This window comes from Olivibacter sp. 47, from assembly GCF_030372825.1.
Lineage (GTDB): Bacteria > Bacteroidota > Bacteroidia > Sphingobacteriales > Sphingobacteriaceae > Olivibacter > Olivibacter oleidegradans.
The window spans coordinates 5906419-5920710 of sequence record NZ_JAUCNR010000001.1; the positions used below are offsets into that span (position 1 = coordinate 5906419).

Consider the following 14292-nt stretch of genomic DNA (forward strand, 5'->3'; position numbering starts at 1 on the left):
AAAAAAACGTATAACGTATAACGTATTACTTATAACTCAAAACTATTCTGATATGAATAAAATAAAAGTAGGGATTGTTGGCGGAGCCGGCTATACCGGAGGAGAGCTTTTAAGGGTTCTCATTAATCATCCTCATGTAGAAGTTGCCTTTGTCAATAGTAACAGTAACGCAGGGAACCCGGTTCATTCCGTGCATACTGATCTATTTGGCGATACAGAGCTGAAATTTACCGATGAGCTTCCCCAAAATATTGATGTCTTATTTCTGTGTGTTGGTCATGGTGCGGCCCGGAAATTTTTAGAGGCAAACCGGATAGCCGAATCCATTCGGATAATTGATCTGAGCCAGGATTACAGATTGAAGTCAAAGGCGGAAAACTTTGTTTATGGTTTACCCGAGCTTCAACGGGATAAAATAAAAACGGCGCAGCATATCGCGAACCCGGGCTGTTTTGCTACAGCGATTCAATTGGGCTTGCTGCCGTTGGCAGCTAAAGGACTGCTGGCTTCGGAAATACATATCAATGCAACAACCGGCTCTACCGGTGCCGGACAGAGCTTATCACCGACATCCCATTTTAGCTGGAGGAATAATAACCTTTCCGTATATAAGGCTTTCGAGCATCAACATCTACATGAGATCGGAGAAAGTCTTATTCAACTGCAATCTTCGTTTGATCAAACAATCAATTTTGTGCCACAACGTGGTGCATTTACCCGAGGTATTTTAGCCTGTACTTATTTGGAGTCAACATTATCTATAGAGGAGGCATCAGATTTATATAGCCACTATTATGCAAGTCATCCATTTACTCACGTAAGTCCGGGCAACATCGATTTAAAACAAGTGGTGAACACGAATAAAGCACTGATTCATTTAGAGAAACATGGTACTAAATTGATGATTATCTCCATCATCGATAATCTTCTAAAAGGTGCAAGCGGACAAGCCGTACAAAACATGAATCTTCTATTCGGATTGGAGGAAACGACTGGATTGAAGCTTAAAGCCGTTGGTTTTTAAGTTATAAGTTATAAGTAGTATGTTATACGTTTAACTTCAAAATGCAAAATTATAAAGAATTGATTGTATGGGTAAAGTCGCATCAAACTACTCTTAATATCTATAAAATCAGCGCGGCTTTTCCTAAAGAAGAACAATACGGTTTAACCAGTCAGTTGCGGAGGTCTACAGCTTCTATACCTGCGAATATTGCAGAAAGATGTGGAAGGCCCTCCCAAAAAGATTTTATTCACTTTTTGAGCATTTCGTTAGGATCTGCAAACGAAACAGAATACTTTTTACTACTTGCAAATGATTTAGGCTATTTATCACAAAAAACTTTTGAATCGCTCAACGACGAAATTAATCAGATAAAAGCAATGCTCATTTCGCTCATAACAAAAATACGTAGCACGATAGCTTAAAACGTAAAACTTAATACTCATAACGCAATGAAACTCTTTGACGTATACCCTATAAATCCCATTGAAATTGTAAAAGGAGTTGGCTCTTATGTTTATGATGCCACTGGCCGGGAATACTTAGACCTATATGGAGGACACGCAGTTATCTCCATAGGCCATAGCCATCCGCATTATATACAGCGTATAACAGATCAACTGAATAAGATAGGTTTTTACTCTAATTCGATTGAGATACCGCTTCAAAAACAACTCGCTGAGCTACTGGGCAAAGTTTCTGACAAAAAAGATTACCAGCTTTTTTTATGTAACTCCGGCGCCGAAGCTAATGAGAATGCGCTCAAATTGGCGTCTTTTTACAATGGTCGCAAAAAAGTGATCGCATTCAAAGGCGCTTTCCACGGAAGAACATCACTAGCGGTTTCGGCAACTGACAATCCCAAGATTATCGCTCCGGTAAACGAGACGGAAAATGTTATTTTCCTTCCTTTCAATGACGAAGACGCACTTGAAAAAATCTTTGCGGAACAAGGAGAAGCGATATCTTCCGTCATTATTGAAGGAATTCAAGGCGTTGGTGGTATACGGGTAGCCAACCACAGCTTCCTTCAGAAAATACGGAGCTTAACCGAACAGTATAATGCAATCTTTATTGCTGATTCTGTACAATGCGGCTACGGACGCTCCGGAAAATTTTACTCCCATGACCATGCAAACGTACAAGCAGATATTTATAGCATGGCCAAGGGTATGGGTAATGGCTTCCCGATAGGTGCCATTTCCATTTCACCCAAGATTAAGCCTTGGTTTGGTGAATTAGGTACCACTTTCGGGGGGAATCATCTTGCATGCGTAGCCGCCTTAGCCGTTTTGGAGACGATGGAGAAGGAACAACTCGTGCAGAACGCATTGCAAATTGGACGCTATTTAATGAGCGAATTAAAGGGATTTGATAAAATCAAAGAAATAAGAGGTGAAGGTTTAATGATCGGCATCGAGCTTCCGGAAGAGCTAAATCAGGTCAAGAAAGATCTATTATTTAAAAACCATATATTTACAGGAGAGGCAAAGCCTAATGTGATCCGCTTACTGCCTGCATTGAATTTAGGAAAGAAAGAGGCGGACAGGTTTTTGGAGGCATTATCGGAGAGATTAAGAAGTTATAAGTAATAAGTTTCACGTCGTAAGTGCCTAAAGCTTAAAACGGACAACCTGTAACTTAAAACGTACAACTATTAAAAAAGAGATTCAATGAAGAAATTTTTTTCAGTAGCGGATGTAGATAATTTATCAACTATTGTCAAAGAAGCATTAGCGCTTAAAGCTGCACCGAATGCTCATCGCAAATTGGGAGAACATAAGATGCTCGGACTTGTTTTCCTGAATCCAAGTTTACGCACACGACTTAGTACACAGAAAGCTGCTATAAACTTGGGAATGGATGTTATGGTCATGAATATGGATAAGGATGGCTGGGCGCTTGAAACCAGGGATGGCGTTGTGATGGATGGCACAACGGTTGAACATATTCGGGAGGCGGCGGCCGTAATGGGTGAATATTGTGATGTTTTGGGCTTACGTTCCTTCCCAGGCTTAAAAGATCGTAAAGAAGACTATAGCGAAGACCTTTTTAATAAATTTTCAACTTACTGCAAAAAACCCCTTGTTAGCTTAGAGAGTGCTACACGTCACCCGCTTCAAAGCTTAACAGATTTAATTACGATCTTAGAGCATACGCCATCCACGTCTAAAGAAGTGGACGGTAAATTTTCAACAGTTACAGCCAAGCCAAAAGTTGTTCTTACCTGGGCTCCACATGTTAAAGCATTACCGCAAGCGGTTCCCAATTCATTCTCCGAATGGATGTGTAAAGCCCAAGAGCAGGGATTGTTAGATTTTACTATTACCCATCCTGAAGGATACGAGCTCGATGAGCACTTTACAAACGGGGCTACAATCACCACCAATCAGAATGAGGCTCTAAAAAACGCTGATTTCGTCTATGTTAAGAATTGGTCGAGCTATCAAGAGTATGGCAAAATACTGGTTACAGGAAGAGAATGGATGCCCACACCCGAGAAGCTTAAAGTAACAAACCATGCAAAAGTGATGCATTGTTTGCCGGTAAGAAGGGATCTGGAATTATCATCAGCCCTACTAGACGGTCCGGACTCATTGGTTATTCAAGAGGCTGGTAATCGCGTATGGGCGGCTCAGGTTGTATTGAAAAGGATATTGGAAAATCTATAAGAGCCACTTATATAATCCCTCATATGGAAAAACTAAATATCGTAAAAATAGGTGGCAATATTGTAGAGAATGAAACCGCGCTATCTGCGTTTACTAACGTTTTTGCCAATTTGAAAGGAAAGAAAATATTAGTGCACGGTGGAGGAAAAATTGCCAGTAAGTTAGCAAGCGATCTAGGCATCGAGGCAAAAATGGTCAATGGCAGACGGATAACGGATCTCGAAACGCTGAAAATTGTGACCATGGTATATGCCGGCTTGACAAACAAAAGCATTGTCGCGCTATTACAAGCGAACCACTGCGATGCGATTGGGCTAAGTGGAGCAGATGGGAACACGATTCGCACCATTAAACGCCCTGTCAAAGAGATCGATTATGGATTTGCGGGCGATATGACCCCAACTTCGATTCATAACAAGCGTATCCAAAGTCTGCTCGAACTCGGCTTATGCCCTGTATTTTCCGCTATAACCCATAACGGAGAAGGTCAGTTATTAAACACAAATGCCGATACCATTGCTTCTGCATTAGCCGTAGGGCTCGCCTCAAACTATGATATTTCTCTAATTTACTGCTTCGAAAAAAGAGGCGTATTAAAAGATATAGAAGACGAAGGCTCCGTTATTACGCAAATTAATCGTACTCATTATAGCATGTTAAAGGAGCAAGGTATTATTGCCGACGGCATGATTCCAAAACTTGATAATGCTTTTGATGCCATTTCAAAAGGTGTCAAGAAAGTAATTATTAAACATGCGAATGATTTAACAGATGAGCAAGCAGGAACAACCATTTTTTAACGCAAATAATTCAACACGAACATTATGCCTAAGATTACCATCATAGGAAGCGGCAACATCGGCCTATCCTTGGCAAAAGGACTGATAGCGAAGGCTTATTGTAATGCCTCCGATATAACGCTCACGAGAAGGAACATCAGAAATATGTCACAGGAAGCCAAACTTGGATTTAAGCTTTCGGACAATAATAGAGAAGCAGTTCTTGATGCTAATATCATTGTTCTGGCGGTTCTCCCTCAGCAACTAAATCAAGTATTGGAACAAATCAATGGAGCCGTAATTGCCGATAAACAGCTTGTTGTTTCAGTAATTTCAGGCGTAAGCTGCCGAGATATCCGTCATAAGCTGGGCGATGCTGTACAAGTAATACGGGCGATGCCGAACACCGCTATCGCCATTGGACAATCGATGACTTGTATCGCCTCTGATAATGCACACGAGCAGCATATGGACGAGGTCACTCGCTTATTTGAAACCGTAGGTGCTGTAGTTACCATCAATGAAGATTTGATGACCTCTGCCACTGCGCTTTGTGCTTGCGGGATTGCCTTTTTCTTAAGAAGTATTCGCGCGGCTTCTCAGGGAGGTGTTGAAATTGGATTTCATGCCCACGATGCATTAAAGATGGCTGTTCAAACCGCAAAGGGTGCGGCCGACTTGTTATTGCAAATGCAAAGCCATCCGGAAAGCGAAATTGATAAAGTAACCTCACCAAAAGGCTGCACAATTGCCGGCCTAAACGAGATGGAACATAACGGTTTTAGCTCTGCCTTTATCAAAGGCATTAAGCTCTCTGCGGAACGGGCCGGCGGGCTATATAAGGAATAAGATGGACGCATTAATAAGGGATAGCATCAATTTATTGAAAGACCTAATTGAAATTCCATCTTTCAGCAAGGAAGAAACCGGGACAGCAGATCGAATTCAGCGCTTCTTCCAAGAGCGGGATATACCCTGTTATAGGAAGTTAAATAACGTTTGGGCTTACAATCAGTTTTATGACAAGCGTAAACCCACAATTTTATTAAATTCTCACCACGACACAGTAAAACCGAATACAGGTTACTCCCGCGATCCCTTTAAAGCAGCTGTAAGCGATGGTAAATTATATGGCTTGGGAAGTAACGATGCAGGTGGACCGCTAGTCTCTCTCATCGCAACTTTCTTACATTTTTATCCTTTACAAGAACTCCATTACAATATATGCATAGCAGCAACTGCAGAGGAAGAAATCTCAGGAAGGAATGGAATTGAGCTGATATTTCCCTTATTAGAGCCCATAGATTTTGCCATTGTAGGTGAGCCCACGGAGATGCATCTCGCCATTGCCGAAAAAGGGCTAATGGTACTTGACTGCATGGCCCAGGGGGCGTCAGGACATGCAGCAAGAGAAGAAGGCGATAATGCGATCTATAAAGCCATGAAAGACATTGAGTGGTTCCGCGCCTATAAATTCCCTAAAGAATCCGCTATCTTCGGCCCTATAAAAATGAGTGTAACAGTCATCAATGCCGGATCCCAACATAATGTAGTCCCGGCAACCTGCAGTTATGTAGTGGACGTGCGCACAACCGATGCTTATTCCAATGAAGAAGTACTGGCTATCATCCGCCAATATGTGGCAAGCGATGTACAGCCGAGATCCACTCGACTCAATCCTTCATCAATAACAAAAGACCATCCTTTTGTGAAAGCGGGAGTGGCTTTAGGCAGGAAAACATATGGGTCGCCCACCATGAGTGACCAAGCGCTCATTCCGGTGCCGTCTTTAAAAATGGGTCCCGGTGATTCCGCCCGCTCTCATAGTGCGGATGAATTTATATATCTTCGCGAAATTGAAGAGGGAATAGAACTTTATGTAGCTTTGCTAAGCAAGGTCTTAGCTATTAGCAATTAACTTTCGGTTATCAGCAATCGGAGATTGGCACTCGGCTAATGGCTTTTTTACTTTTTAATTTTGAATTTTAATTTCTTATGAAATGTCCATGACTGCAAAACACAAACTCGAATGAAAATAATCTGGACATTCCATATGACCTTTCAAAGACAAATTATTTACATATGAAACTTTGGCAAAAAGAAACGGAAGTAGAGCAATCGGTCGAAAAATTCACAGTAGGAAACGATCGAGCACTTGATATATTTTTGGCTCCTTTTGATGTATTAGGATCCCTGGCGCATACGCAGATGCTCGAAAGCATTGGCCTATTGACAAAAGACGAACTAGCGGTTATTCAAGAAGAGCTCAAAAAGATTTATCGCGAAATTGAGACGGGTGGTTTTACAATTGATGAGCATGTGGAGGACGTTCACTCTCAGATTGAGCTATTGCTCACGCAACGTATCGGAGATGCCGGAAAGAAAATACACAGTGGTCGTTCAAGAAACGATCAGGTATTGGTCGACCTCAAACTTTACTTTAGAAACGAGATCAAACAAATTGTAGAAAATACTAAGTTTTTATTCGAGCTACTCATAGAACTAAGTAATCAATACCGGGAAGTGTTAATGCCGGGGTATACCCATTTGCAAATTGCTATGCCTTCCTCATTTGGGCTTTGGTTTGGTGCTTACGCTGAAAGCTTAGTAGACGATCTGGAGCTTATGTTGGCCGCTTGGAAGATATGCAATAAGAACCCTTTGGGTTCCGCAGCAGGCTATGGTTCTTCCTTTCCATTGAACAGAACATTAACCACCGAATTATTGGGTTTTGAGACCTTAAACTACAACGTTGTATACGCACAGATGGGCCGTGGAAAGACAGAACGAGTCTTAGCACAAGGAATGAGTGCAATCGCCGCGTCACTAGCAAAAATGGCCATGGATGCCTGCCTATATATGAATCAAAATTTCGGATTCATTAGTTTTCCCGATAAATTGACCACAGGATCCAGCATCATGCCCCATAAAAAAAACCCGGACGTCTTTGAACTTATCCGAGCTCGCTGCAATAAAATCCAGGCCTTGCCAAATGAAATCGCTTTGATGACCACAAATCTTCCTTCGGGATATCATCGAGACTTGCAGTTGCTGAAAGAGAATTTATTTCCTGCCTTTCAATCCATCAACGACTGCCTTCAATGATGCACTTAATGCTGAGCAATATTAAAGTCAATACAAATATTCTCGAGGATCCAAAATACAACTACTTATTCAGTGTAGAAGTGGTGAATCATGAAGTGTTACAAGGCGTCCCTTTTAGAGAGGCTTATAAAAACATCGGTTTGGCAATAGAAAAAGGGACTTTTAAACCCATTAAGGAAGTAAAGCACACGCACGAAGGGAGCATCGGAAACTTACAAAACAAAGAAATAAAAAACCTCTTCGATAAGGTCCTGGGCGAATTTGGTTTCCATAAAGTGGACCGAGCCTTAAAGGAATTGCTTCAATAAGGACGAAAGGTGAAGATGTAGGGCATAACGCATAAGGTTATCAAATTAACCATAAGCCTTATACCCTACATCCCACTCCTTTAAGCTGCCTTAGTCTTTTACCAAAGTACCTATTAGCTCGCCTTGTGCTAAACGAACTAAATTGCCACTTTTGTTCATGTCAAATACGATAATCGGCAATTTATTCTCTTGGCATAAAGTAAAGGCTGTCATATCCATTACATTCAATCCTTGATTATATACATCTTGGAAGGTAATCTGGTCAAACTTAGTTGCATTAGGATCCTTTTCCGGATCGGCAGTATAGATACCGTCTACCCGAGTACCTTTTAACACAACATCCGCATTGATTTCAATAGCTCTTAAAGAAGCCGCCGTATCCGTAGTAAAGTATGGGTTTCCAGTACCGGCACCAAAAATTACGATTCTACCTTTTTCCAGATGCCTTACTGCCCTTCTTCGGATAAACGGCTCGCAAATCTGCTCCATTTTTATCGCTGTGAGCAGGCGCGTTTTCATGCCAGCCTTTTCTAACGCATCCTGTAAAGCCATGCTGTTGATGACGGTGGCCAGCATGCCCATGTAGTCAGCTTGCACACGATCCATCCCTGCTTTTTCTGCACTCAGTCCACGGTAAATGTTTCCGCCTCCAATAACAATTGCAATCTCTACCCCTTCATCATAGACAGCTTTTATGTCTTGTGCGTACTGGGCGACACGGTCGATATCGATACCGTACTGTTTGTTACCCATTAAAGCTTCTCCGCTAAGTTTAAGTAGGATACGTTTGTATTTCATTTGTATATAATTATTGATAAGTATTTACATTATTTTGCCCGTACAATTCCTCAACTTGTGGGTCGTCATTAACAACGACGCAAAATTGGGTAGCTATGTTATTTGGGGGGAAAGTATACAAGATAAATAAGGGATTGATAAAACTCGTATTTTCTTGTGATATAAAATGGTGGATATTCATCCAGATGTTATTTAATTTTTAAAGATATATAGCGTAGTCTTTTCAATGTATCTTTCAAAACAACGATTTTGTCAAGGGGATTCTTATTCATCTTTTGAAATTTCACGCTCCCGGCAATTACGTCCCTAACCTGTATGCGGTACCTATATGCTTTAGATAATGAAATAAGAACAGCCCGCCAAAGATATTAAAAAATCGTAATAATCCATTTACTCAAAATCTATCAGATGCATAACAATTTCATCACAAAGTGCGATGATCGCATTGCGCATCTACGTTCAAGAAGCTGTTTAAGTGAAACAGCGTCTTAAAAGGTAAAATACATTAGAAATTAGGTACGATTGTTGTACCTTTATGTCAAAACTTTTACCACAGACCTTAACACATTATATGGTTGTCGACTTAAATAAACGTTCGAAGTTAGCAGAAAAACTTCCGCTAGCTATCATACTTTTTTTATCAACATGCCTTGGACTCCTTTCCTGTTCTACTAAGAAGACCGGGACAGAACAATCTTTGGATGTTCCTTACGTAGCCAGTAAACCAGCGGTTGTTGAAGCGATGCTACAAATTGCCCAGGTAAACAAAAACGACTTGATATATGATTTAGGTTGCGGAGACGGCCGGATCGTTATTACGGCAGCTAAAGAGTATGGAGCCACCGGTGTTGGCGTAGATATAGATCCGAATAGAATTAAGGAAGCGAATCGAAATGCACAGAAAGAAGGTGTTAGCGACAAGGTTCAGTTCCTACAGCAAGATCTTTTTGACGTGGATTTCAGTAAAGCATCCGTGGTGACGCTGTATCTGCTTCCCTATGTCAATTTAAAACTGCGTCCAAAACTATTGGAACAATTAAAACCCGGTACGCGTATTGTCTCAAACGAATTTGATATGGGGGATTGGCAGCCTGAGAAAAAAATCAAAGTTGGCGAATCTACTATTTACTTCTGGACGATCCCGGAAAAGAAGCCTATATAAAATGAGTTAACGATGAAGAATAAATCCATTCCATTGCCTTAACTTTGCAGGCATGGGCGGTATTTACTTTCATATACCTTTTTGCAAACAAGCATGTCACTACTGTGATTTTCATTTCAGCACTTCAATCAAGTACAAAAATGAAATGTTGGAAGCCATGGCGAAAGAACTGCGCTTACAATCGAGCTATCTTCCCACCGATCGAATTAATACAATCTATTTTGGCGGAGGCACGCCTTCGATCTTAGAAGCATCGGAAATCAGTTTCTTACTGGATGAGGCAAGTCGCCATTACGACATTAGCAATACGGTTGAAATCACCCTGGAAGCAAATCCGGACGACTTAGGCAAAACAAAGATTGAAGCTTTTCGAAGAACTTCCATTAACAGATTCAGTATTGGTATCCAGTCGTTCTATGACGAAGATCTGAAATGGATGAACCGTGCGCATACTGCTCAAGAAGCCGATAGTGCGATAAAGCGAGTACAGGATGCCGGTTTTGAAGATATCACAGCCGACTTAATTTATGGCTATCCTTTGTTAACCGATGAAAAATGGTTAAACAATATACAGAAACTCGTACAGCTTCACATTCCGCATATCTCTGCTTACAGTTTGACAGTAGAGCCAAAAACAGCCTTAGCCCATCTCATAAAGGTAGGAAAATATAAAAAAATGGACGATGAACAGGCGGCAGCACAATTTCTTCAACTCATTGAAACGCTGGACGGCTATGCTTATGAGCATTACGAAATTTCAAATTTTGCATTACCGAGTCGTTATGCAAAACACAACACAAATTACTGGAAATCAAAGCCCTATTTAGGAATAGGTCCTTCCGCTCATTCGTTCAATGGATTACAACGGCAATGGAATATCAATAACAACCAGCAGTATATAACATCGATAAACCATCAGCGTGTTCCTGCTGAGGTCGAGACATTACCTGAAATCGATCGGATCAATGAGTATATCATGACTTCTTTACGAACAATGTGGGGGCTCGATCTAGAATACCTCGAACGTCTCTACGGAAGTGCCGCCCTGGGCTATGTTGTAAGCAATGCGAAGCAGTTTGAAGAAGATAACAAAATATATAGGGAGCGCGATTGCCTAAAACTGACCGTTTCAGGAAAATTGATGGCCGATTACATCGCTTCCGAACTTTTTATTGAAGAAGGATATGAACATGAAAAGATCTAAAAAAAATATAATACCTGCCGGTCATCGAGTTATTTGGATTATTGGCGCTTCAGCCGGAATAGGAGAAGGCTTGGCCAAGTACTATGCTTCTATAGGCGCTAAGCTTATCATTTCTGCCCGTTCGAGAGACAAGCTATACCAAGTAAAAGCAGCCTGCAAAGGCAATCCCATGAATGTCCATGTGTTACCTCTTGATTTAGAAGACGAAACTTCCCTGCCCGAAAAAGCACTGGAAGCATTACGCATATTTGGCAGAATCGACACATTGATCCATTCCGCCGGTGTAACCCAACGGGCCTTAGCCATAGACACAAAGTTATCCGTGGCACAAAAGATTATGGACATTAATTATTGGGGACCTGTAGCCATAACCCAAGCGGTATTACCCGCCATGCAACAACAGGGCAGAGGGCATATCATAGTTATAAGCAGCTTGATGGGAAAAATTGGAACGCGATTTAGATCTTCTTATGCAGCATCCAAACATGCATTACATGGTTATTTCGAATCCCTGCGACCGGAAATCTACGACGACAACATACACATTAGTATGGTATGCCCTGGTTTCGTAAACACCTCATTGGGCGAAAAAGCACTAATAGGCAATGGTGAAAAATATCAAAAGAAAGATGATGTCCACATCAAAGCAATGTCAGTATCCGAGTTCGTGAAACGCTTGATCCCTCATTTAGACAAACAAAAAGAAGAAATATTTATAGCGGGAAGTGAAATTAAAGCGATTTGGGCCAGTAAATATTTACCAGGCAAGCTCTTTAGGAGGAAAATCAGAGAAGCGAAAGTGATTTGAGCCGATGTATTAGCAGTTGTTAGTCGCACCTTATTCCTTCTACTTTCAAGAATGGTCGAGTAAATGCCACCACTGCACCCAACTACGGACCTACTCTCGATTTCCAGCCAAATAATCGATAATCTTCGCCGTAGCACCAGCCTGTTGTTGTACATAGCCATACGCTCGATTCCCCGCCTCCTGTCTAATCTCTATTTCTTGCAAACGTTCAAACACTGCTACAAACTCTTGTAAGTTGCGAATGCTAAAAGCTGCTTTGGCTGCAATTAGGTCTTTTGCTTCTTGAAATTTGTGATAGTGAGGGCCAAAAATTACCGGAACGCCATAAGTTGCCGCCTCCAATATATTATGAATTCCAACGCCGAAACCACCACCAATATAAGCGACATCTGCATAACTATACAAGTAGGAGAGCATACCTATGTTGTCTATAATTAGTACAAAAGCATTCGCATTATCTTTTGGATGAACGCTACTATTTAACGTGGAGAACCGCACACTCTGTTTAAATCGGCTATCAATTTCATTTAAATGAGCGGCATCAACAATATGTGGCGCAATCACTATTTTCCATTCGGGATAAACCTGTCGCAAAGACATAATCAATTCTTCATCGGGCAACCAAGTACTCCCCGCCACTAGAACTTTATGTCCGTCAACAAAACGGGAAACAACCTCTATCTCGCGTTTATGCTGCGAGAGGAGCGCCACGCGATCGAATCGGGTGTCACCCGTTAACGAAACATTTTTAAGACCAATACTATGCAGCAAAGCAACACTTTCCTGATTTTGAGCGAAATAAAAAGTCACATAGCGCAAAGTCGATCTAAAAAGTCGGCCATACCAAGTGAAATAAAATTGCCCTTTCCGGAATATAGCCGAAACTAAATAAAGGGGAATTCGCCGATTATGAAGCGCCTTAAAATAATTGTGCCAAAATTCATACTTTACGAAGAACACTTCTTCTGGATTGATGAGCTCGATAAACCTCTTGGCATTGGCGGGTGTGTCTGCGGGGAGATAAAACACATAATCCGCTTTGGCATAGTTAGCTCGCACCTCGTAGCCGGATGGAGAAAAGAAAGTAACTACCACTAGCTTGTTAGGAAAATGTGTTCTATAGGCTTCCAAAACAGTGCGGCCTTGCTCAAATTCGCCTAAGGAAGCAAAATGAAACCAAGTGTGTTTCTTTGATGAGTCTACTTTACTGGCGATCAACTTAAACAAGCCTTGCCGGCCTTCTTTCCATTTCCGAACCCGCGCATTAAAGGGTGCGGCAATGAGCACAAAAAACTGTCCCAAAAAAATACCCAAATTATACAATATCCACATGCTGTTAGAAGATTATGAATCATTTTAAGGACAGACAAGGCCCTGATAGTTTTTTATAAGAAACGGCAATTATATTCAATTTGTTTATCTTCGCCAAAGAATATTCCAAACATTTATTAAAGCATGTCAAGAAAGCGCATATTAATTACCGGGGCAGCTGGTTTCCTTGGATCACATTTATGCGATCGTTTTATCAAAGAGGATTTCCATGTAATCGGAATGGACAATCTAATAACCGGGGATTTACGAAATATCGAGCATTTATTCAAACTGGAAAATTTTGAGTTTTACAATCATGATGTTTCCAAATTTGTCTACGTACCGGGGCGCCTAGATTATATTTTACATTTCGCATCTCCTGCTAGTCCGATTGATTATCTAAAAATTCCAATTCAGACATTAAAAGTCGGTTCCTTAGGCACCCACAATTTACTCGGCTTAGCACGTTCTAAACAATCGCGCATTTTAGTAGCATCCACGTCAGAAGTATATGGCGATCCTACGGTAAGTCCGCAGCCGGAAGAATATTGGGGAAATGTAAATCCGGTAGGTCCTCGCGGGGTATATGATGAGGCTAAGCGTTTTCAGGAAGCTATTACCATGGCTTACCATACGTTTCATGGATTGGATACACGGATTGTTCGAATATTTAACACTTACGGTCCGCGTATGCGACTAAACGATGGAAGGGTTTTACCTGCTTTTATAGGACAAGCCTTGCGAGGTGAAGACCTAACCGTATTCGGAGACGGCTCACAAACACGTTCGTTTTGTTATGTGGACGATCAAATAGATGGCATTTACCGGTTATTAATGAGTGATTATACACAACCCGTAAACATAGGAAATCCTGATGAAATAACCATCAAGCAATTTGGTGAAGAAATAATAAGACTGACAGGAACGAATCAGAAACTAGTTTATCGTGACCTACCGATCGATGATCCTAAACAAAGAAGACCCGATATAACAAAAGCGAAGGAAATTCTAGGATGGGAACCTAAGATTGGACGGGAGGAAGGTCTGCAAAAGACTTATAAATATTTTAAATCACTTCCCGAAAAAGAAATAAAACACAAAGATTTTACGTATTATAACAAGCATTAATTAAAATCGATTAT

General features: G+C 41.1%; 13 protein-coding genes and 1 pseudogene. 12 read left to right on the forward strand and 2 right to left on the reverse strand.

Translation table 11 applies throughout. The features are described 5' to 3' along the window. Positions 1–52 precede the first annotated feature (52 nt). The 8 genes and pseudogenes from argC (at position 53) to argH (ending at position 7867) form a co-directional block, all read left to right on the forward strand. Positions 53–1024 carry an N-acetyl-gamma-glutamyl-phosphate reductase gene (gene argC / locus QT327_RS25555; RefSeq protein ID WP_130854811.1) on the forward strand — a complete coding sequence of 324 codons (972 nt, stop codon included), beginning with the start codon at positions 53–55 and terminating at the stop codon, positions 1022–1024. A 41-nt stretch (positions 1025–1065) separates the two neighbouring features. Then, positions 1066–1428: a four helix bundle protein gene (locus QT327_RS25560; protein ID WP_149105117.1), complete on the forward strand. Its 363-nt coding sequence runs from the start codon at positions 1066–1068 to the stop codon at positions 1426–1428. 27 nt (positions 1429–1455) lie between these two features. Further along, on the forward strand, positions 1456–2595 hold the full coding sequence (locus QT327_RS25565) for an aspartate aminotransferase family protein (protein WP_013664335.1): 1140 nt from the start codon (positions 1456–1458) through the stop codon (positions 2593–2595). 81 nt (positions 2596–2676) lie between these two features. After that, on the forward strand, positions 2677–3675 hold the full coding sequence (locus QT327_RS25570) for a Rossmann-fold NAD(P)-binding domain-containing protein (protein WP_013664336.1): 999 nt from the start codon (positions 2677–2679) through the stop codon (positions 3673–3675). A gap of 23 nt (positions 3676–3698) precedes the next feature. Continuing rightward, on the forward strand, positions 3699–4475 hold the full coding sequence (gene argB, locus QT327_RS25575; protein WP_041387970.1) for an acetylglutamate kinase: 777 nt from the start codon (positions 3699–3701) through the stop codon (positions 4473–4475). A gap of 24 nt (positions 4476–4499) precedes the next feature. After that, on the forward strand, positions 4500–5303 hold the full coding sequence (gene proC, locus QT327_RS25580) for a pyrroline-5-carboxylate reductase (protein WP_013664338.1): 804 nt from the start codon (positions 4500–4502) through the stop codon (positions 5301–5303). Position 5304: 1 nt separating this feature from the next. Beyond that, entirely contained in the window at positions 5305–6372 is a 1068-nt protein-coding gene (locus QT327_RS25585; RefSeq protein ID WP_130854810.1) for a M20 family metallo-hydrolase, read from the forward strand. Positions 6373–6536: 164 nt separating this feature from the next. Beyond that, positions 6537–7867 (forward strand): annotated as a pseudogene (gene argH / locus QT327_RS25590) (argininosuccinate lyase). A gap of 90 nt (positions 7868–7957) precedes the next feature. Here argH and pyrH read toward each other — a convergent pair. Next, the gene (gene pyrH / locus QT327_RS25595) at positions 7958–8665 is read right to left on the reverse strand and encodes a UMP kinase (protein WP_013664341.1); all 708 of its coding nucleotides are present in this window, start codon (positions 8663–8665) and stop codon (positions 7958–7960) included. Between the two features lie 535 nt (positions 8666–9200). Here pyrH and QT327_RS25600 point away from each other — a divergent pair. The 3 genes from QT327_RS25600 to QT327_RS25610 are packed head-to-tail and all read left to right on the forward strand — an operon-like array spanning position 9201 to position 11839. Continuing rightward, positions 9201–9827 (forward strand): SAM-dependent methyltransferase, encoded by a 627-nt coding sequence (locus QT327_RS25600; RefSeq protein WP_242627120.1) that lies wholly within the window; start codon positions 9201–9203, stop codon positions 9825–9827. Between the two features lie 52 nt (positions 9828–9879). After that, positions 9880–11031 carry a radical SAM family heme chaperone HemW gene (gene hemW / locus QT327_RS25605; RefSeq protein WP_289554243.1) on the forward strand — a complete coding sequence of 384 codons (1152 nt, stop codon included), beginning with the start codon at positions 9880–9882 and terminating at the stop codon, positions 11029–11031. Next, positions 11018–11839: an SDR family NAD(P)-dependent oxidoreductase gene (locus QT327_RS25610; RefSeq protein WP_130854807.1), complete on the forward strand. Its 822-nt coding sequence runs from the start codon at positions 11018–11020 to the stop codon at positions 11837–11839. Before hemW ends, QT327_RS25610 begins: the two co-directional genes overlap by 14 nt. 90 nt (positions 11840–11929) lie before the next feature. Here the strand turns inward: QT327_RS25610 and QT327_RS25615 are convergent, their stop codons facing one another. Then, positions 11930–13171: a 3-deoxy-D-manno-octulosonic acid transferase gene (locus QT327_RS25615; protein WP_130854806.1), complete on the reverse strand. Its 1242-nt coding sequence runs from the start codon at positions 13169–13171 to the stop codon at positions 11930–11932. Positions 13172–13294: 123 nt separating this feature from the next. Here QT327_RS25615 and QT327_RS25620 point away from each other — a divergent pair, with 123 nt between their 5' ends. Further along, entirely contained in the window at positions 13295–14278 is a 984-nt protein-coding gene (locus QT327_RS25620; RefSeq protein ID WP_130854805.1) for a UDP-glucuronic acid decarboxylase family protein, read from the forward strand. Positions 14279–14292 lie beyond the last annotated feature (14 nt).